The sequence below is a fragment of the Terrabacter tumescens genome, assembly GCF_014646815.1.
In the GTDB taxonomy this organism is placed as follows: domain Bacteria; phylum Actinomycetota; class Actinomycetes; order Actinomycetales; family Dermatophilaceae; genus Terrabacter; species Terrabacter tumescens.
In genome coordinates this window covers 99389-118993 of the sequence record NZ_BMNZ01000001.1, presented here as the reverse complement: position 1 = coordinate 118993, position 19605 = coordinate 99389, and the positions used below count along the sequence as shown (strand labels likewise).

Sequence of the window (19605 nt, the reverse complement as noted above, 5' to 3'; positions counted from 1 at the left end):
ACCTGATCGTCCTTGCGCCATCGACGGGCGTCACCACCAGCTGGCGTCGGCTGCCGTGGAGAAGCCGTCCTCGCCCCAGGTGAGCCACGAGCCGACGTCGTAGCCCGCTGCCGGGGCGGCGACGTGCGGTGGCGGCAGCAGCACGCTCGACGGCAGCGACGCCGGTCCCGACGCAGGTTTCGACGCGAGCGCGGGCACAGCGGCCGCGACGTCGGCCGGGACCTCCCCGGGCAGGCACACCGGCTCGCCTGACGGAGGCGGCAGGTCCGGGACGGTCCCCGGGGGCAGGAAGCCGGTCGCAGGATCACGCTGCGGCTCGACGCCGGCCTCGGCGAGGTTCTTGACGACCGCGAGCCGCGTCCGCATCAGCGCAGCGATCCCGGACGCGTCGACGACACGGCCGGGGCCCGCCGGCAGCCAGCCGGTGAACGTCTCCGTGAGACGGGCGCCGAGCTCGCACGGCTCGATGGTCGTGACGACGTCGGCCTCGTGCGACGACGTCAGGTCGCGCTCGACGGAGCGTGCAGGCGGTGTCGCCTCGACCACGAGCGACACCGAGGCCGCGCGCCGCCCGTCGTCGCTGCGGTGGACCGCGAGCACGTGCTCGCGTCCGGGCTCGTCGGCGAGCTCGGTGCGCAGGAGCTGCTCGAGCGAGGGCTTGAGCAGCTGCTCCGACGAGGGCTGGCCGAGCAGCTCCCACAGGCGTTCCGGTGACGTGGCGACGTCGATCGACGCCCTCTCGTGCACGGGCGCGACGCCCGGGCCGCCCGCCGTCGCGACGCCGTGACCGACGAAGCCGCTCGCCATGGCGGCGTCCACCGGCTCGTCCATCGCGGGGTCCCGGGTCCCGCCGCGGGAAGTGCCCTCGACGTCCGCCTTGAGGCCGAGCAGGGCGCGCGCCATCCAAGCCCGGGCGAACTCCGCCACGGGATCGACAGGCGCGACGCCGTCCAGCTGCTGGGCGACGACGCATCCGCCGTCGAGGGGCTCGAGCGTCGTCGTCAGGACGAGGGCGACCGCTCCGTCGGCCGCCTGCGACACGACGCGCTTCCCGTGCTCGACGTCGACGACGGTGCTGAGACCAGCCCAGAGGCGCCCGTTCGACCGCCGCCAGACGCCGGCGAACTCCGGCAGCCCGGCCGGACCGGTGGCCGGCAGGGCCACGACTCGGACGCAGTCCACCCCGAGCTCCGCACCCGGACGGGGCGACACGAGGTGCGGCCAGACGTCCGCGGGCGGGCGCTCGACGAAGACGCGGTGGCCGACGTCGTGCACCACGACGGCCGGGGCCGGCTCGTCACGACGACCACCCCGGTCCCCGAAGAGGCCGCGCAGAAGGCTCACGCCCGGCAGTCTCCCCCCGGCGAGACTGCCTCGTCAGCGGATTCGCGGCATTCCCTCGGGCATGATGAGGGCGTGAAGACGCTCGGCTCGCGTCAGGTCCTGCTCGGCGTCCTCGCCGTGGCCCTCGTCGTGCTCGCGTGGGTGGTCGTCCGCACCCCGCAGGCGCCGTCGACGAGCGCCACGACAGACGGACCTCGCACGAGCGCGACGGACACCCGCACGCCGGGCCCCCAGGGCACCGACCCGGTCTCGGGGTTGCCGTGGGTGGCCGAGTCGGCGCTCCCGCGACAGGCCGCCGACACCCTCGCCCTGATCCGGGCGGGCGGCCCGTTCCCCTTCCCCCGCAGCGACAACCAGGTCTTCGACAACCGGGAACGTCTGCTGCCGAAGCAGACTCGCGGCTACTACCGCGAGTTCACCGTCGTGACACCGGGATCCGAGGACCGCGGCGCCCGACGCATCATCACCGGCAGTGCCGGCGAGAAGTACTGGACCGCCGACCACTACGAGTCGTTCAGCCGGATCAGGGAGGGCACGTGACGACGTTCCTGGGCAGGCACAGCGAGGCCGACGACCACCTCGAGCAGCTGCGGTGGCTGGGGCACGACGTGCGCGTCGTGTCCGGCGGCCACGACAAGGCGAGCGTGCTCGAGGCCTTTGCGACCGGCCTCGAGCTGCCCGACTGGTTCGGGCACAACTGGGACGCCCTGGTCGACGCGCTGCGCGACCTCGACAGCCGGCGTGGCGTGCCCATCGAGCTCGTCTGGGACCACGCGGCCCACCTGCGCGAGCAGGACCGCGACGCCTACGACACGGTCGTCGAGATCCTCGAGCAGGTCGCCGACGAGCGCGACGACCTCAACGTCACGGTCGTGACCCGCTGAGGCGCACGCGGGCGTATGCCGTCACGTGACCTCCCGCGTGCCCGCGCGGGCTCGCTCGCGCAGCCACACGGCATACGCCATCGGGTGGTCAGGAGACGAAGACCCGGTCGTCGATGAGGCGCTCGGTGACCTGCTGGCCCTCGGTGTGGAACCGGCCGTGCTCGAAGTCCTTGGCGAACTCGAGCTCGACGTGGGCCTTGCCGTGGCGGTTCTTCTCGATGCTGACGACCGACCACCCGCGGAACCGGTCGATGTTGCCGAGGTTGTAGACGAGGTGCTCGCGCGAGACGACGTCGACCTTGTCGTTGACGATGAGGACGACGTCGGCCTCGAAGGCCAGGGCCGAGGAGCCACGCAGGTCGTGGGTGCGCATCCGGTGCCCTGCGGCCAGTGCGTCCTTGTCGGCGGCCGAGATGGCGACGACCGGCACGCGCGCGGCCAGGGCGAGGTCCTTCAGGCCCTCCGCGGCGGCGGTGATGCGCTCGTCCTCGCCCGGACGGTCGACGGGCAGCTTCTGGATGTAGTCGAGCAGCACGAAGGGCGCCTGCCCCGTCGTCTCCGTGACACGTTCGACCGCCGCGCGGATCTGCTCGAGCGTCGTCGTAGCGCCCGACGACTCGTGGATCTGGAGGCGGTCGCGGTAGCCCACGAGCGCCGCGAGCGCGCGTGACCCGCCGGGCAGGGCGCCGAGCACCGCGTCGAGCGAGTCGCCGTGGTCGGCGGTCTCGAGCGCGCGGCGCACGTCGACGACCCCCGCGACCTCGCCGGGGTCACCCTCGGCGGCCTCCATCGAGATGAGCCGCTCGAGCAGGGTGTGGCTCTCGTGCTCGTAGGAGAAGACCAGCGCGCTCGCCCCGGCAGCGACGACGTTGCGGGCGAACTGCATCCCGATCGTCGTCTTGCCGTGGCCGGCCGGGCCACCGAGCAGGACGAGCTCGCCCGAGCGCAGGCCCCCCGTGAGCACGGTGTCGAGCGCCGGGAAGCCCGTCGACCAGACCCGCGCGCCCGCCGGCGCCCCGCGCCTCAGCACGTCGTCCGTCTCGCTGAGAAGGGCGTCGAGCGGGCGCAGGGCTCCGGCGTCACGCGGACCGGCTGGTGTCACCATGCGCAGATTGGACCACAGCGCGACAGGGCGTCGGGCCGGTTCGGCGAATGTCCGGACGTCAGAGGGCGATGCCGACGTACTTCGTCTCGAGGTACTCGTCGATGCCCTCGAAGCCGCCCTCGCGCCCGACCCCGGAGGCCTTGACGCCGCCGAAGGGAGCCGCCGGGTTGGAGACGATGCCCTGGTTGACGCCGACCATGCCGTACTCGAGCGCCTCGCTCATCGTGATGGCGCGCGAGAGGTCCTGGGTGAACAGGTAGGCCACGAGGCCATACTCGGTGTCGTTGGCCAGGCGGATCGCCTCGGCGTCGGTGCGGAACGTCGTGACCGGGGCGACCGGTCCGAAGATCTCCTCGCGGGCCATGTCGGCGTCGTCGGGGACGTCCGCGAGCACGGTCGGCTCGTAGAACCAGCCCGCGCCGTCGGGCACCTTGCCACCCACGAGGACCTTGGCGCCCTTGGAGACGGCGTCGTCGACGAGCGCCGAGACCTTGTCGCGGGCCTTCTCGTCGACGAGCGGGCCGACGTCGACGCCGTCCTTGGTGCCCTTGCCGAGGGTCAGGGCACCCATCCGGCGGGCCAGCTTGGCGCTGAACTCGTCGGCGAGCGACTCGTGGACGTAGAAGCGGTTGGCGGCCGTGCAGGCCTCGCCCATGTTGCGCATCTTGGCGAGCATCGCGCCCTCGACGGCCTTCTCGACGTCGGCGTCCTCGAAGACGAGGAACGGCGCGTTCCCGCCGAGCTCCATCGAGACCCGCAGGATGCCCTGCGACGCCTGCTCCATGAGCGAACGGCCCACGGGCGTCGAGCCGGTGAAGGTCAGCTTGCGCAGGCGCGGGTCGCGGATGAGCGGCTCCATGACGTCGCCGGTGGTGCCGTGCGTCGTCATGACGACGTTGAGCACGCCGTCGGGCAGGCCGCACTCGCGCAGCAGCTCGGCGAGGGCGAGCATCGTCAGGGGCGTCTGGCTCGCCGGCTTGACGACCATGGTGCAGCCGGCCGCGATGGCGGGGCCGATCTTGCGGGTGCCCATCGCGAGCGGGAAGTTCCACGGCGTGATCATCAGCGTCGGGCCGACGGGCTGCTTCATCGTCATGAGACGGGTTGCCCCGTTGGGGGCCGTCGACCAGCGACCCGAGATGCGCACGGCCTCCTCGGAGAACCAGCGGAAGAACTCGGCGCCGTAGGCGACCTCGCCGCGGCTCTCGGCGAGCGTCTTGCCCATCTCGAGCGTCATGAGCATCGCGAACTCGTCCGCGCGCTCGGTGATCTTCTCGTATGCCGCCCGCAGCAGCTCGCCACGGTCGCGCGGGGCCGTGCGGGCCCAGTCCGCCTGCGCCGCCACCGCGGCGTCGAGCGCCGCCCGGCCGTCGGCGACGGACGCCGCCGCGACGTGGGTCAGCACCTTGCCGTTCGAGGGGTCGTCGACCGCGATGGTCTCTCCCTCGCTGCCGTCACGCCACTGCCCACCGATGAGCAGGCCCTTGGGCACTGCGTCGATCACTGACTTCTGTGTCACCGCTGCCATGCCTGAAACCCTATTCCTGTCGTGATGGTGGTCGTCGCCGCCCCGGAGGACGCGTGGTCAGCGCTCGCCCTCAGCCCTCGCCCTCACCGCTCGTCGAGGCCCCACGGGGAGCCGTAGCCCTCCGGCTTGGGCGCGGCGAGCAGGTCGAGGAAGGGAACGGCGTCGAACGCCTCGGCGCCGAGGACGCCGACACCCTTCCACGTGCCGCGGGCGAGCAGCTCGAGCGCGACGACCGGGTTGATCGCCGTCTGCCAGACGACGCACTGGGCGTCGTAGTCGCGCATCGTGTCGGCGTTGTCGACGAGGTGGTAGAGGTACGTGCGCCGCGGTCGGCCGTCCTTGCCGGTGCCCGTGACGAAGAGGCCGGCACACGTCTTGCCGGTCATCCGCGGGCCGATGGTCGCCGGGTCGGGCAGCGCCGCCGCCACGACGTCGCGCGGCGAGACCTGCACGCCCTTGACCGTGATCGGCTCGGTGCGGTCCAGGCCGAGAGTATTGAGGACCTTGAGGATGGTGATGAACTCGTCGCCGAGGCCGTACTTGAAGGTGACCCTCCTGGCGTCGACCCAGCGCGGCATGAGGAGGACCTCCTCGTGCTCGACGTTGACGCACTCGACCGGCCCGATGCCCTCCGGGAAGTCGAAGACCTCCGGCTCGCTGAACGGCGCGGTGGTGAACCAGCCGCGGTCCTTCTCCCACACGACCGGCGGGTTGAGGCACTCCTCGATCGTCGTCCACATCGAGAAGCTCGGCGCGAAGACCTCGTTGCCGAGCTCGTCGTGCACGACGAGGTTGGCCCCGTCGCGGGTGCCGAGCTCGTCGATCTCGGAGAAGAGGTGGTCGGCGGCGTAGCGGGCGAAGACGTCGGACAGGCCGGGCTCGACGCCGATGCCGACGAGCGCGAGCCGGCCGTCGGCCTCCCACTCCCCCGCAACCGCGAACTGCTCGTCGCCGAGCTTGACCCCGGTGACGGCATACGGCTGCTCGGGATGACGCTGCGACAGGCTCATCGCCATGTCGAGGTAGTCGGCCCCGGCGGCCTTGGCCCCGTCGAAGACCGACATGTTGAACTTCGGGTCGACGGCGTTGAAGACGTGCGACGCGCCGTGCTCGAGGGCCAGCGCCGTCACCGCCTCGGCCGACGAGGCGTCGACCCTGGCCGCGACGAAGCGCGACTCACCCGGCCGGCGGCCGGTGACGGCCGCGACGGTGCGCTCGGCACGCGCGACGTCGTAGTCGGCGACGACCCAGCGGTCGAAGAAGTCTCGCTCGGACGCGATGCGCGCGGCGGCGTCACCGACTCCACCGGAGCCGATCATGAGGACACGCATGACGGATCAGGCCACCTGTCGGTTGCGTCGGCTGGAGATGAGCTGTCCGGTCATGACGACGACGAGCGTCAGCACGAACATCACCGTGCCGATGACGTAGACCTGCACGGGTACCCCGCGCGCCGACGCGCCCCAGACGTACATCGGGAAGGTGATCGAGCTCGGGCTCGCATTGAAGTTGGTGATGATGTAGTCGTCGAAGCTCAGCGAGAACGCGAGGAGCGCGCCGGCCGCGATGCCCGGTGCGGCCAGCGGAAGCGTGACGCGCAGGAAGGTCTGGGTCGGGTTGGCACCGAGGTCCGCCGCCGCCTCCTCGAGCTTCGGGTCGAGCGTCGCGACCCTCGCCTTGACGGCGACGACGACGAACGACACGCAGAACATGATGTGCGCGATGAGGATCGCCGTGCGACCCGACGGCACCCCGAGCATGAGGAAGAGCGTGAGCAGGCTCGAGCCCATGACGACCTCGGGCGTGGCCATCGGCATGAAGATCAGCAGGTTGGTCGCCGACCGCCCTCGGAACCGGTAGCGGCCGAGGGCGAAGGCGATCATCGTCCCCAGCACGGTGGCCGTGAGAGAGGCGATGACGCCGATCTGCAGGCTCAGGCCGAGCGACTCGCAGATGCCTTGCGCCCCACAGGGATTCGTCCACGCCGCGGCGGAGAACTCGTTGAAGTTGTAGTTGTACTTGCCCTTCGGGTCGTTGAACGAGAAGGCCGCCACGACCACGTTGGGCACGAGCATGTAGACGAGCACCGCGATGGCGGCGAAGGAGATGAGGTGTCGCTTGATCCAGGCCATCAGAGCAGCTCCTCCGTTCCGGCCCGGCGCACGTAGACCGAGACCATCGTGACGATGACGATGAGCAGGATGAACGACAGCGCCGCCGCCAGCGGGTAGTCGAGCACCCGCAGGAACTGGCTGTCGATGACCGAGCCGATCATCGTCGTCTGGGTGTTGCCGAGCAGACGGGCGTTGATGAAGTCGCCGGCGGCCGGGATGAAGGTCAGCAGCGTGCCTGCGACGACGCCCGGCAGCGACAGCGGCCAGGTGACCTTGCGGAAGGTCTGCCACGGCGAGGCGTAGAGGTCACCGGCCGCCTCGATGAGACGAGGGTCCAGGCGCTCGAGCGAGGTGTAGAGCGGCAGGATCATGAAGGGCAGGAAGTTGTAGGTCAGACCCATGATGACGGCGAACTTCGAGGACAGCAGCGAGTCGTTGGCGGTGAGGCCCACGGCCTGCAGCAGGTCCGTGATGTGCAGCTTCTGCGCCCAGGTGGTGACGAACCAGTCGTCGGAGAGGATCGTGCGCCACGCCAGCGTGCGGATCAGGAAGCTGGTGAAGAACGGCGCGATGACCAGCACGAGCACGAGGTTCTTGTAGCGACCGGCCTTCTGGGCGATGAAGTACGCCAGTGGGTAGCCGAGCAGCAGCGCGAGCACGGTAGCCGTGCCGGCGTAGAGGAACGAGCGCACGAACTGCGGCCAGTACTGCTTCAGGGCGTCGACGTAGATGCCGACATTGCCCGTGAAGGTGTAGCCGTCGTCGACGTTGCCCTCCTGCAGCGACTGTGACGCGAGGGTCACCATCGGGAGCACGAAGAAGACGACGAGCCACAGCAGACCCGGGAGCAGGAGCGCGTAGGGCACCCAGTTGCGCCGACGCCTCGTCGGCGGAGCCGACGACCCCGTCGAGAGGACCGCCGCCTCAGCCATGGTCGTCCACCAGCTCGGCCCCGGCCTCGGCGTCCTGCGACGCGTCGAGGGCGAAACCGTGCTGGGCGGCCCACGAGACGGTGACGGTCTCACCCAGGACCGCACGCGCCGTGCCGTCGTTCTGCTGGACGACGATCAGCTCCTGCCCCCACGGCATCTGCACGGAGTACTGCGTCGCGACGCCGCTGAACGACACGTCGCGCACGATGCCGCGCAGCTGGTTGGGACCGCCACCCTCGCCCAGGCGCAGCTTCTCGGGCCGCACGCCGAGCCACACGTCACGCACGCCCTCGGGGAGGTGCTCACGCGAGACCTCGAGGTCCGTGTCGTGGGCGCGGACCGTGACCACGTGGTCCGTGCCGCCGGGGTTGACCGTGGCCCGCAGCAGGTTGGACTGGCCGAGGAAGTTGGCGACGAACGTCGACCGGGGCTGTTCGTAGAGCGTCGCCGGGTCACCGAGCTGCTCGAGCCGGCCGGCGTTCATCACGGCGATCGAGTCGGCCATGGTCATGGCCTCCTCCTGGTCGTGGGTGACGTGGATGAAGGTCAGGCCGACCTCCTGCTGGATGCGCTTGAGCTCGATCTGCATCTGCCGGCGCAGCTTGAGGTCGAGGGCGCCCAGGGGCTCGTCGAGGAGCAGCACGTCGGGCCGGTTGACGAGTGCCCGCGCCAGCGCGACGCGCTGCTGCATGCCGCCGGAGAGCTGGGTGGGCTTCTTGCTCGCCACCTGCTCGAGCTGCACGAGCTCGAGCACCTCCTTCGCCTTGGCCTTGGCGTCCTTGTCGCCGCGCCGCCGCAGCCCGAACATCACGTTGTCGAGCACGCTCATGTGCGGGAAGAGCGCGTAGCTCTGGAAGACCGTGTTGACGTTGCGCTGGTAGGCCTTGGTGTCGGTGATGTCGCTGTCACCGATCCGGATGCGCCCGCTCGTGGGCTCCTCGAGGCCCGCGATCATCCGGAGCGTCGTCGTCTTGCCGCAGCCCGAGGGCCCCAGAAGGGCGAAGAAGGAGCCCTGCGGGACGACCAGGTCCAGCGGGTGGACGGCGGTGAAGGTGGCGAAGGACTTCGTGAGGGCGACGAGGCCGAGGTCGCCCTTCCCCTGCTGCTTGCTCATGCCGTCGTCAGGGCCGAGAAGAGCTTGTTGTACTTGGTCTCCTCCGCGGTGCTGAGCCCGCGGAAGACCTGGGCGCGCGCGAGCACGTCGGGCGTCGGCACGATGAGGGGGTTCTTGCCGAGCTTCGGGTCGAGCTTCACCAGCTCGGCCGCCGTGCCCTTGACGGGGGCGATGTAGTTGACGAAGGCGGCGACCTGCGCCATGACGGCCGGGTCGTAGTAGTAGTCGATGAGCTTCTCGGCGTTCTTCTTGTGCTTGGCCAGCGCCGGGATGACGAAGTTGTCGGACCAGAGCGTGAAGCCCTTCTGCGGGAGGGCGTACTGGATCTTCGGGTCGTCGAACTGGAGCTGGACGACGTCGCCGGTCCACGCCACGCAGGCCGCGATGTCGCCCTTGGCGAGGCCCTCGGTGTACTCGTTGCCGGTGAAGCGCAGGATCTGCCCGGAGTCCTTGGCCTGCTGGATCATGTCGATGGCGGCCTGGAAGTCGGCGTCGGTGAACGAGTCGATCTTCTTGCCCTGCTCCATCATCACGAGGCCGACGGTGTCGCGCATCTCGGTGAGCAGCGTGACCTTGCCCTTGAGCGCAGGGTCGGTGAGCAGCTGCGTGATCGACTCGATCTTCTTGCCGCCGGTGGCTTTGAGGTTGTAGCCGATACCGGCGAATCCACTCTGCCACGGGAGCGAGTAGAGCCGGCCCGGGTCGAACTCGACGTTCTTGAGCGAGTCGTCGAGGTTGGCCGCGTTGGGGATGTTGGCCAGGTCGAGCTTCTGCACGTAGCCCTGTCGGATCAGCCGCGCGACCATCCAGTCGGTGCTGCACCACACGTCACGACCGGTGTCCTTGCCGCCCTCGAGCAGCGGGCGCACCTTGGCGTAGAACTCGTCGTTGTCGAGGTAGTCCTCGGTGTAGTTCACCTTGATGCCGGTCTTCTTCTGGAAGGCGTCGAGGGACGGGCGCGACTTGCCGTCGTCGCTGGTGTCGATGTACTCGGTCCAGTTCGACCAGTTCACGAGCTTCTCGGTGTCGGACATGTCCTGCGCGGCGGCCGCGGTCTTGGCGGGCGCAGCCGTGCCGGAGGCCCCACCGGTGGTGGGGTTCTTCCCGGCCGAACCACAGGCCGCGAGGAAGGCGGCGGCGCTCACGCCGGCGGCGCCCATCATCGCCGAGCGACGACTGACGAGCCCACGCGCGAGGGCGGCTCGCAGGACCGGGTTGTCCATGTCGAAGGAGTTGTCGTTCATGGGGTTCATCTCCAGGGGGTTTGGTGGGCCGGTGTGGAGGGATCGACGCTGACCCGAGGTGGTGCTGCTGTGGGATGCCGTGTCCGACAAGTGAGTTCGCGCCGCCCGGGCTGGACGGCGCGAGGCTCAGGAGTCGATGTTGGCCATGACGTGCTTGATGCGGGTGTAGTCCTCCAGGCCGTACATCGAGAGGTCCTTGCCGTAGCCGCTGTGCTTGAAACCCCCGTGCGGCATCTCGGCGACGATCGGGATGTGGGTGTTGATCCAGACGCAGCCGAAGTCGAGCTTCTTGCTCATGCGCATGGCCTTGCCGAAGTCGCGGGTCCACACGCTCGAGGCGAGGCCGTACTGCACGCCGTTGGCCCAGGCGAGAGCCTCGGCCTCGTCGCTGAACTGCTGCACCGTGATGACGGGCCCGAAGATCTCGCTCTGGATGTGCTCGTCGTCCTGGCGCAGGCCCGCGAGAACGGTCGGCTCGAAGAAGAAGCCGTCGCCGAGGGTGTTGATGCGCGACCCGCCGGCGGCCACGCGGGCGTGGTCGGGCAGCCGGTCCATGAACCCCGAGACGTGCGCCATCTGGTTGACGTTGTTGACCGGGCCGAGGCTCGCGTCGTCGTCGGACGGCATGCCGACCTTGACCGAGCTGCGGGCGTACTCGGCCAGGGCGGCGACGAAGTCGTCGTGGACCCGCGGTCCGGCGAGCACGCGGGTGGCCGCGGTGCAGTCCTGCCCGGCGTTGAAGTAGCCGGCGCCCGCGATGCCCTCGACTGCAGCCTCGATGTCGGCGTCGTCGAAGACGATGACCGGCGCCTTGCCGCCGAGCTCGAGGTGCACCCGCTTGAGGTCGCGCGACGCGCTCTCGGCGACCTGCATGCCGGCCCGCACCGAACCGGTGATCGCCACGAGTGCCGGCGTCGGGTGCTCGACGAGCATGCGCCCGGTCTCGCGGTCACCGGTGATGACGTTGAAGGTGCCCTCGGGCAGGAACTCCGAGGCGAGCTCGGCCATGAGCAGCGTCGTCTCGGGCGTCGTGTCGGACGGCTTGAGGACGATGGTGTTGCCCGCGGCGAGCGCCGGGGCGATCTTCCACATCGCCATCATCATCGGGTAGTTCCACGGGGTCACCTGGCCGACGACCCCGATGGGCTCGCGGCGCACGAAGGAGGTGTGGCCCTTCATGTACTCGCCGGCCGACTTGCCCTCGAGGACGCGCGCCGCGCCGGCGAAGAAGCGCAGCTGGTCGACCATCGGCGGGATCTCCTCGCTCCGCGTCAGGGCGTGCGGCTTGCCGGTGTTCTCGCCCTCGAGGCGGATGAGGTCCTCGGCGCGGGCCTCGATGGCGTCGGCGAACTTCAGCAGGGCGGCCTGGCGCTCGCCCGGGGTCGTGTCGCCCCACGTCTCGAACGCGGTCGACGCCGCGGCATACGCCCGGTCGACGTCGGACTGGGTGCTGACGGGGGCCTTGGCCACGACCTGGGCGGTCGACGGGTCGACGATGTCGGCCGTCGCGTCGCCCTCGTGGTCGACGTACTGGCCACCGATGAAGTTGCGGAGCTGGCGCGGCTGGGAAGTCATGCGGGAATGCTAAACGCAGACCTTCGCAATCGTGAAGACTTGTCGAGAAGAAACTTCGGAATCAGTTGCGGCGGGACTTGCCAACAGCGCGTTCCACAGGTCAGTATCGGCGCATGACGACCATCCGCGGCGTGGCCAATGCGGCCGGCTCCGGGGGCAACGGCGCCAAACGGCCCTCGGTCAACCTCGACGACGTGAGCAAGACGATCATCGAGCTGCTCCAGCACGACGGGCGCAAGTCCTACGCGTCCATCGCGCAGGAGGTCGGCCTCTCGGAGGCCGCCGTGCGCCAGCGCGTGCAGCGCCTCCTCGATGCCGACGTCATGCAGATCGTCGCGGTGACGGACCCGTTGCAGGTCGGGTTCCAGCGCCAGGCGATGGTGGGCCTTCGGGTCTCAGGGGACATGACGTCGGTCGCCGACGCGCTGACCGAGATGGAGGAGGTGTCCTACGTCGTCACGACGGCCGGGAGCTTCGACGTGCTCGCCGAGGTCGTCTGCGAGAACGACGCCCACCTGCTCGAGCTGCTCACGAGCCGCATCCGCCCGCTCCCGGGCGTCACGGCGACCGAGACGTTCGTCTACCTGAAACTCAACAAACAGCTCTACAACTGGGGTACACGATGAGCATCAACCCGAACGAGGTCTGGGAACCCACCTCGGACCACCGCACGCCCGCCGGCTCCCTGCACTCGGAGGCCGCGCGCGACCACCTGTGGATGCACTTCACCCGCCACTCGGTCTTCGAGGACCGCAGCGAGGGTGGGCTCGGCCACACCGTCCCCATCATCACCAAGGGCGACGGCTGGAAGATCTGGGACGACCGCGGCAACGAGTACATCGACGGTCTCGCCGGACTCTTCGTCGTCCAGGCCGGTCACGGCCGTGAGGAGCTCGCCGAGGCAGCGGCCAAGCAGGCCAAGGAGCTCGCGTTCTTCCCGCTGTGGAGCTACGCGCACCCCAAGGCGATCGAGCTCGCCGAGCGGCTCGCGAGCCACGCCCCCGGCGACCTCAACCGCGTGTTCTTCACGACGGGTGGCGGCGAGGCCGTCGAGACCGCCTGGAAGCTCGCGAAGCAGTACTTCAAGCTGACCGGCAAGCCGACCAAGCACAAGGTCATCTCCCGCGCGGTCGCCTACCACGGCACGCCCCAGGGCGCCCTGTCGATCACCGGCATCCCGGCGGCCAAGGAGATGTTCGAGCCGCTCGTGCCCGGCGCGCACAAGGTGCCCAACACCAACATGTACCGCGCGCCCGAGCACCTGCGCGACGACGAGAAGGCCTTCGGCCGCTGGGCCGCCGACCGCATCGCCGAGGCCATCGAGTTCGAGGGTCCCGACACCGTCGCCGCCGTCTTCCTCGAGCCGGTGCAGAACTCCGGTGGTTGCTTCCCGCCGCCCGCCGGCTACTTCGAGCGGGTCCGCGAGATCTGCGACGAGTACGACGTGCTGCTCGTGTCCGACGAGGTCATCTGCTCCTTCGGCCGCATCGGCTCGATGTTCGCGTGCGACGACTTCGGCTACGTGCCCGACATCATCACGTGCGCCAAGGGCATGACGAGCGGCTACTCCCCCATCGGCGCGATGATCGCGAGCGACCGGCTGTTCGAGCCGTTCAAGTCGGGCACGACCTACTTCCCGCACGGCTACACCTTCGGCGGGCACCCCGTGTCGGCCGCTGTCGCGATGGCCAACCTCGACATCTTCGAGCGCGAGGGGCTCAACGACCGGGTCAAGACCAACGCACCGGTCTTCAAGGCGACGCTCGACAAGCTGCTCGACCTGCCGCTCGTCGGCGACGTCCGCGGCGCCGGCTACTTCTACGGCATCGAGCTCGTCAAGGACAAGGCCACCCGCGAGACGTTCAACGACGCCGAGTCCGAGCGGCTGCTGCGCGGCTTCCTGTCCAAGGCGCTCTTCGACGCAGGGCTCTACTGCCGCGCCGACGACCGCGGGGACCCCGTCATCCAGCTCGCGCCGCCGCTCATCATGGGCCCGGAGCAGTTCGACGACATCGAGTCGCGGCTGCGCTCGGTGCTGACAGAGGCCGAGAACCACCTCTGACCCCTGGCCCTCCCTGACTCCGTGCGTATGCCGTGGGGGTGTCGCCGGCCACGAAGCCACCCGTTCGCGGGTGGCTTCGTGCGTTTCCCGGTGGCGGCGCGGGCGGCGCCGTGCCGGAACGCTGGTGGGCGCCGTTCGTTGGGGTAGGTATCCGACGAGTGCGACGCCGACGCACCGCCGACCAAGGAGAAGACATGGGATTCCTCGACAAGCTGCTGGGCCGTGAGCCGCTGCAGCAGCAGCGCCCCCAGCAGGCTCAGCAGGCCCAGCCGCCGACCGGCCAGCCCTACGCCGTGTCCGCGCCGCGTGGCGGCGCCTCGTCGGAGGACGAGCGCGCCATCGCCCGCTACAGGTACCTGCTGCGCACCGCGCCGCCGGAGGACATCGAGAAGGTGCACACCGAAGCCTTCGCCAAGCTCTCGCCCGAGCAGCGCCAGATGGTGCTCCAGCGCCTCAACGAGGACCTGCCCGAGGGTGAGCGCCCGCGCAGCGACCAGCCCGCCGACCTCGCGCGCAGCGCGACCCGCGCCGAGATGAGCCGACCCGGCTACCTCCAGGGCGCCTTCGGTGGTGGCCGTGGCGGCATGGGCGGCATGGGGATGGGCGGCATGATCGCCGGCTCGATGCTCGGCACCATCGCCGGCGTCGTCGTCGGCTCGGCCCTGGCCGACATGATGCTCGGAGGCTACGACTCCTCGCCCGAGGCCCAGGAGGCCGGTGACGCGAACGCCGACGCCGGTGGTGACGCGGGCGACTCCGGAGATGCCGGCGGTGACGCCGGTGGCGACGCGGGCGGAGATGTCGGCGGTGACGCCGGCGGCTCCGACTTCGGCGACTTCGGCGGTGGGGGCGACTTCGGCGGTGGGGGCGACTTCGGCGGCGACTTCGGTGGTGGTGACTTCGGGGGGTTCTGACCGGACTCCGTAGGCCACACGCCCGCGCGGCGCTCGGTTCCCGCGGTCCCCGACCTGATCGGGGCCACGGAACCGGGCGCCGCGCGCGTCTGCCCGGGAGCCCTGTCCCGCGACTCCTGTCTGGGGAGCCCCGTCCGGAAGCCTGTCGGGTTTGTCCAAGACGGGGACGGCCGGTCCGGCGAGGCTGGACTCCCACCGTCACCGACGAAAGGCAGACCCCATGGCCATCGCCGCCCTGAAGATGCTCACCCTCGACAGCTCGGACGCCCGCCGGGACGCCGCCTTCTGGTCGACGGTGCTCGGCTGGGAGGTCGCGCACCTGCAGGACGAGTACGCCATGCTGACCGGTCCTGCCGGAGTCGCCCTGGGACTCGGTCTGGTCGACGACCACGAGGCACCGGGCTGGCCGAACGCCCACGGCAGCAAGCAGTTCCACCTGGATCTCGCCGTCGAGGACCTCGACGCCGCAGCGGCGGACTGCGTCGCGGCCGGTGCGACGCTCCCGGACGAGCAGCCCGGAGAGACGTGGCGGGTGCTGCTCGACCCGAGCGGCCACCCGTTCTGCCTCACCCAGGCCGCCAACTGGGGCTGAGCGGCCCGCGGGTCAGACGCCGGCGAGCCAGTGGAAGAGCCCGGCGATCCCGAGGATCACCGGCACCGAGGCGAACGTGCTGACGAAGATGACGTCGCGGGCGAGGTTGACCTCCCGCCGGTAGCGGACGGCATACGTGAAGATGTTCTGCGCCGTCGGGAGGGCAGCCGTCACGACGACGGCGAACAGCGCCTCGCCGCGCAGGCCCAGCGCCAGACCCACGCCGAACGCGATCGCGGGCATGAGCAGGGTCTTGAGGCCGACGATCGTCCACACGTGACCCGCGGAGCGACCGGTCGCAGGTCGCGGGCCGCGCCGCAGCGAGATGCCGAAGGCGACGAGCATCGAGGGGACGGCCATCGCACCGAGCAGGTCGATGGGCGCCGCGACGACGCGCGGCAGGTCGATGTCGAACACGGCGATGAGCAGGCCCGCGACGGCACCGAGCGTGATCGGGTTGCTGAACATCCGCCGCAGACTTCGGCCGAGGGTCGGGCGTTCACCGCGCGCGTCGCTGTCGAAGAGCGCCATGTAGACGGGCGTGATGATGAGCAGCTGCATGAGCAGCGTCGGCGCCACCCACGCGACGTCGCCGAGGACGTAGAGCGCGATGGGGATGCCGAGGTTGCCCGCGTTGACGTAGGCCGCCGAGAGGCTGCCGATGAGCCGTGAACCGAGCGGCCCTCCCGCCCAACGGAACCGGGCGATGAGCAGGTAGAGACCCACGACGAGCGCGAAGCTGATGAGCGACGTCACGAGGTTCGCCGACAGGACAGCGTCGAGCGACGTGCGCTGCATGACGGTCAGGAGCAGCGCAGGCGAGGCGACGTGGAAGGCGAGGCGCGAGAGGTTGACCTGCGCCGAGTCGTCTAGGACGCGGCGGTCGGCGAGGAGCCACCCCACCGCGACGATGATCGCGATGGTGGCGAAACCCTCGAGCACACCGACCATGCCGGTGATCCTTGCAGCGACGGCGGGCGTGGCGTCGAGCGGGTCCGCTCCTCGGCCGTCCCGGCGGGGCAGGATGGGCGGATGGAGATCGAGACGCTCGACGAGCTGGACGACCACCTCGACTCCGACGGACCGCTGCGCGGCCTGCGCCTGCAGGGCCTCGACCTCACGACCTACGGCGCGCGCCTCGCGGCCCACGGGGACCTCACCGGCCTCGTCGTGCTGGGTGGCACCGTCCCGGTCCCGGTGGCCGAGCTGCTCCTCACCCGCGGCGCGATCATCTTCCCCGGCGTGGCCGACGCACCGGTCGACCCGTGGCGCGGGCTCTACCTCCCGTCGGACCTCTACGCCGGTCTCGAGGACGGCTACTCCTCGACACCGGATGCCCGTGCGTACGCCTGGTTCGTCGACGCGCAGCTGCGCACGGACGCCTACTGCACCCTCGTGCGGGCGATCCACGACGACTCCGTGACCGACGAGCTGGACGAGTTCGTGCAGGGCAGATCGGTGGTGGGCATCATGGGTGGCCATGCGCTGCAACGGAACTCAGCGGCATACGCAGGCGCGGCGCAGCTGGGGCACGCGCTTGCCGAGGAGGGGCACCTCGTCGCGACCGGCGGCGGTCCCGGCGCGATGGAGGCGGCCAACCTCGGCGCGCTGTGCAGGAGCGCTGCAGCGCTCGAGGACGCCATCGGCCACATCGCCGGAGTCCCGGGCTTCCGGCCCGACGTCACCTCGTGGGCCGCGACCGCCCTCGCGGCCCGGGACGTCGTCGTGGGCGACCAGCCCCAGGCCCCGACGGAGACGATGGGACCGTCCGCCCGGTCACTGGGCATCCCGACGTGGTTCTACGGCCACGAGCCGCCCAACGTCTTCTGCGACGTCATCGCCAAGTACTTCTCCAACGCGATCCGCGAGGAGGGGCTGCTGGCGCGGTCGAACGGCGGGATCGTCGTGCTCGACGGGGCCGCCGGGACGGTGCAGGAGGTCTTCCAGGCCGTCACCCCGCTCTTCTACGCCTCCGACGACGCTCCCCTGCCGCCGCTCGTGCTCGTCGGGCGTGAGCACTGGACCGAGCGCGTCCCGGTCTGGGCGACCGTCCAGGCCCTCGCTGCCGGCCGCCCGATGGCGGACGCCATCCACCTCGTCGACTCCATCGACGAGGTCCTCCCCCTCCTCGGACCCCCGACTCCCTGACTCCCTGACTGCCGACTCCCGACTCCCCGACTTCCTGACCGAACGCCGCGTTCGGTGCCGAACGCGCTGTTAGAACAGTGAGTTCGAGACCGAACGCTGCGTTCGGTGCGGGAGGTGGGGCGTCAGGAGGCGGGACCGCGCAGGACCGGGGTCAGGGTCTCGAGGACCGAGGCGTCCTCGATCGTCGCCGGGACGGACGGGCTCTTGCCGTCGGCGAGCTCGCGCATCGTCTTGCGCAGGATCTTGCCCGACCGCGTCTTGGGCAGCCCGGCCACGATGTCGACCTGGTGCAGGGCCGCCACCGCGCCGACCTCGGCACGGACCCGCGCGACGAGCTCGCGCCTGATCCGCTCGCCGTCGGCCTCGGCGTCGACGCCGGACTTGAGCACGACGAGGGCCCGCGGGACCTGGCCCTTGAGGTCGTCGTGCACACCGATGACCGCACACTCCGCCACCGCCTCGTGCCCGGCGAGGGCGGCCTCGAGCGACCCGGTCGACAGCCGGTGCCCGGCGACGTTGAGCACGTCGTCGGTGCGGCCCATGACGTAGAGGTAGCCCTCCTCGTCGAGGTAGCCGCCGTCACCGGTCAGGTAGTAGCCGGGGTAGGCCGAGAGGTAGGAGCTGACGTAGCGGTCGTCGTCGCCCCAGAGCGTGGGCAGGGTGCCGGGCGGCATCGGCAGCTTGATGCAGATGGCACCCTCGACGCCGGGCTTGACCGGCTCGCCGGTGCCGTCGAGGACCTGCACGTCGTAGCCGGGGACGGCCACAGTCGGTGATCCCGCCTTGATCGGCAGGAGCCCGATCCCCTTGGGGTTGGAGGCGATCGGCCACCCGGTCTCGGTCTGCCACCAGTTGTCGATGACCGGCTTGCTGAGGGCGGAGGACGCCCACTCGTAGGTGTCTGGGTCGAGCCGCTCCCCCGCGAGGAAGAGCGCGCGGAAGCGCGACAGGTCGTGCTCGGCGAGCTTGGACGCCGTCGAGTCGTCCTTCTTGATGGCGCGGAAGGCCGTCGGCGCGGTGAAGAGGCAGACCGCGCCGTACTCGGCGATGACGCGCCAGAACGCGCCGGCGTCCGGGGTGCCGACCGGCTTGCCTTCGTAGAGCACTGTCGTCGCGCCCGTGAGCAGCGGGGCGTAGACGATGTAGGAGTGGCCGACGACCCAGCCGACGTCGCTGGCGGTGAACATCGTCTCGCCGGGGGCGACGTCGTAGATGTTGGCCATCGACCAGCGCAGCGCGACGGCGTAGCCCCCGCTGTCGCGGTAGATGCCCTTGGGCTTCCCCGTCGTGCCGGAGGTGTAGAGGATGTAGAGCGGGTCGGTGGCGGCGACCGTCACGCACTCGCTGCCCGCCCGGGCCGCGTCGCCGGACTCGAAGTCGGCCCAGTCGATGTCGCGCTCGCCCAGCTCGGCGGGCTGCTGCTCGCGCTGGAGGACGACGCAGTGCTCAGGCTGGTGCTCCGAGCGCCGGATGGCCTCGTCGAGGAACGGCTTGTAGGGCACGACCCGGCTCGGCTCGACACCGCACGACGCCGACAGCACGACCTTGGGGGCGGCGTCGTCGATGCGGGCCGCCAGCTCCTGCGGCGCGAAGCCGCCGAAGACCACTGAGTGGATTGCGCCGATGCGGGCGCAGGCGAGCATCGCGACGACGGCCTCGGGCACCATCGGCATGTAGATGACGACCCGGTCGCCCTTGCCGACGCCGAGCCCGCGCAGGCCCCCGGCCACGGCGCGCACCCGCTCCAGCAGGACGGCATACGTCATCGTGCTCTTGGTGCCCGTGACGGGCGAGTCGTAGTGGATGGCCGCCTGCTCGCCACGCCCCGCGGCGACGTGGCGGTCGACGGCGTTGAAGCACACGTTGAGCTCGGCGTCCGGGTACCACCGGTAGAACGGCGGCCTCGAGTCGTCGAGGATCCGCGACGGCGGCGTCACCCAGTCGATGCCTTCGGCAGCCGTGCGCCAGAACCCTTCCGGGTCGCGCAGACTCGCGTCGTAGATGTTCTGGTATGCCGTCGCAGCGCCTTCGCTCGTGGGCTCGCTCATG

The 19605-nt window shown here is 70.4% G+C and carries 18 protein-coding genes; 7 read left to right on the top strand and 11 right to left on the bottom strand.

The annotated features are described in order from the left end of the window. Positions 1-30 precede the first annotated feature (30 nt). Positions 31-1344: an SRPBCC family protein gene (locus IEY30_RS00570; protein ID WP_030146613.1), complete on the bottom strand. Its 1314-nt coding sequence runs from the start codon at positions 1342-1344 to the stop codon at positions 31-33. A gap of 72 nt (positions 1345-1416) precedes the next feature. Between IEY30_RS00570 and IEY30_RS00565 the strand changes: the two genes are divergently transcribed. Both IEY30_RS00565 and IEY30_RS00560 read left to right on the top strand, forming a co-directional pair. Then, on the top strand, positions 1417-1884 hold the full coding sequence (locus IEY30_RS00565; protein ID WP_030146614.1) for a guanyl-specific ribonuclease: 468 nt from the start codon (positions 1417-1419) through the stop codon (positions 1882-1884). Continuing rightward, positions 1881-2228, top strand: a complete 348-nt coding sequence (locus IEY30_RS00560; protein WP_030146615.1) for a barstar family protein — start codon at positions 1881-1883, stop codon at positions 2226-2228. The genes IEY30_RS00565 and IEY30_RS00560 overlap by 4 nt, the downstream gene beginning before the upstream one ends. Before the next feature lie 88 nt (positions 2229-2316). Here the strand turns inward: IEY30_RS00560 and IEY30_RS00555 are convergent, their stop codons facing one another. The 8 genes from IEY30_RS00555 to IEY30_RS00520 all read right to left on the bottom strand — a co-directional run bounded on the left by IEY30_RS00555 (position 2317) and on the right by IEY30_RS00520 (position 11840). Beyond that, complete coding sequence (locus IEY30_RS00555; RefSeq protein WP_030146616.1) at positions 2317-3333, bottom strand: DnaB-like helicase C-terminal domain-containing protein; 1017 nt, start codon at positions 3331-3333, stop codon at positions 2317-2319. A gap of 58 nt (positions 3334-3391) precedes the next feature. Further along, positions 3392-4861 carry an NAD-dependent succinate-semialdehyde dehydrogenase gene (locus tag IEY30_RS00550; protein WP_030146617.1) on the bottom strand — a complete coding sequence of 490 codons (1470 nt, stop codon included), beginning with the start codon at positions 4859-4861 and terminating at the stop codon, positions 3392-3394. Positions 4862-4944: 83 nt separating this feature from the next. After that, positions 4945-6192 carry a saccharopine dehydrogenase family protein gene (locus IEY30_RS00545; RefSeq protein ID WP_030146618.1) on the bottom strand — a complete coding sequence of 416 codons (1248 nt, stop codon included), beginning with the start codon at positions 6190-6192 and terminating at the stop codon, positions 4945-4947. A gap of 6 nt (positions 6193-6198) precedes the next feature. After that, positions 6199-6993: an ABC transporter permease gene (locus tag IEY30_RS00540; RefSeq protein WP_030146619.1), complete on the bottom strand. Its 795-nt coding sequence runs from the start codon at positions 6991-6993 to the stop codon at positions 6199-6201. Further along, positions 6993-7907 (bottom strand): ABC transporter permease, encoded by a 915-nt coding sequence (locus tag IEY30_RS00535; RefSeq protein ID WP_030146620.1) that lies wholly within the window; start codon positions 7905-7907, stop codon positions 6993-6995. Before IEY30_RS00535 ends, IEY30_RS00540 begins: the two co-directional genes overlap by 1 nt. Continuing rightward, positions 7900-9021, bottom strand: a complete 1122-nt coding sequence (locus IEY30_RS00530) for an ABC transporter ATP-binding protein (protein ID WP_030146621.1) — start codon at positions 9019-9021, stop codon at positions 7900-7902. Before IEY30_RS00530 ends, IEY30_RS00535 begins: the two co-directional genes overlap by 8 nt. Next, on the bottom strand, positions 9018-10265 hold the full coding sequence (locus tag IEY30_RS00525; RefSeq protein WP_052358280.1) for a polyamine ABC transporter substrate-binding protein: 1248 nt from the start codon (positions 10263-10265) through the stop codon (positions 9018-9020). Before IEY30_RS00525 ends, IEY30_RS00530 begins: the two co-directional genes overlap by 4 nt. A 126-nt stretch (positions 10266-10391) precedes the next feature. Beyond that, on the bottom strand, positions 10392-11840 hold the full coding sequence (locus IEY30_RS00520; protein ID WP_030146623.1) for a gamma-aminobutyraldehyde dehydrogenase: 1449 nt from the start codon (positions 11838-11840) through the stop codon (positions 10392-10394). 113 nt (positions 11841-11953) lie between these two features. Between IEY30_RS00520 and IEY30_RS00515 the strand changes: the two genes are divergently transcribed. The 4 genes from IEY30_RS00515 to IEY30_RS00500 all read left to right on the top strand — a co-directional run bounded on the left by IEY30_RS00515 (position 11954) and on the right by IEY30_RS00500 (position 15408). After that, a complete protein-coding gene (locus IEY30_RS00515) occupies positions 11954-12466 on the top strand; it encodes an Lrp/AsnC family transcriptional regulator (protein WP_030146624.1) in 513 nt (170 codons plus the stop codon). Beyond that, on the top strand, positions 12463-13902 hold the full coding sequence (locus IEY30_RS00510) for an aspartate aminotransferase family protein (protein ID WP_030146625.1): 1440 nt from the start codon (positions 12463-12465) through the stop codon (positions 13900-13902). The genes IEY30_RS00515 and IEY30_RS00510 overlap by 4 nt, the downstream gene beginning before the upstream one ends. A 194-nt stretch (positions 13903-14096) precedes the next feature. After that, entirely contained in the window at positions 14097-14816 is a 720-nt protein-coding gene (locus IEY30_RS00505; protein WP_030146626.1) for a hypothetical protein, read from the top strand. Between the two features lie 220 nt (positions 14817-15036). Further along, positions 15037-15408: a VOC family protein gene (locus tag IEY30_RS00500; protein WP_030146627.1), complete on the top strand. Its 372-nt coding sequence runs from the start codon at positions 15037-15039 to the stop codon at positions 15406-15408. Positions 15409-15420: 12 nt separating this feature from the next. On the opposite strand, the gene IEY30_RS00495 is transcribed toward IEY30_RS00500, so the two are convergent. Next, the gene (locus IEY30_RS00495) at positions 15421-16359 is read right to left on the bottom strand and encodes an AEC family transporter (protein WP_030146628.1); all 939 of its coding nucleotides are present in this window, start codon (positions 16357-16359) and stop codon (positions 15421-15423) included. Positions 16360-16440: 81 nt separating this feature from the next. Here IEY30_RS00495 and IEY30_RS00490 point away from each other — a divergent pair, with 81 nt between their 5' ends. Continuing rightward, positions 16441-17556 (top strand): LOG family protein, encoded by a 1116-nt coding sequence (locus tag IEY30_RS00490; protein WP_030146629.1) that lies wholly within the window; start codon positions 16441-16443, stop codon positions 17554-17556. A 122-nt stretch (positions 17557-17678) separates the two neighbouring features. Here IEY30_RS00490 and IEY30_RS00485 read toward each other — a convergent pair whose 3' ends face one another. Further along, the gene (locus tag IEY30_RS00485; RefSeq protein WP_030146630.1) at positions 17679-19604 is read right to left on the bottom strand and encodes a propionyl-CoA synthetase; all 1926 of its coding nucleotides are present in this window, start codon (positions 19602-19604) and stop codon (positions 17679-17681) included. Position 19605 lies beyond the last annotated feature (1 nt).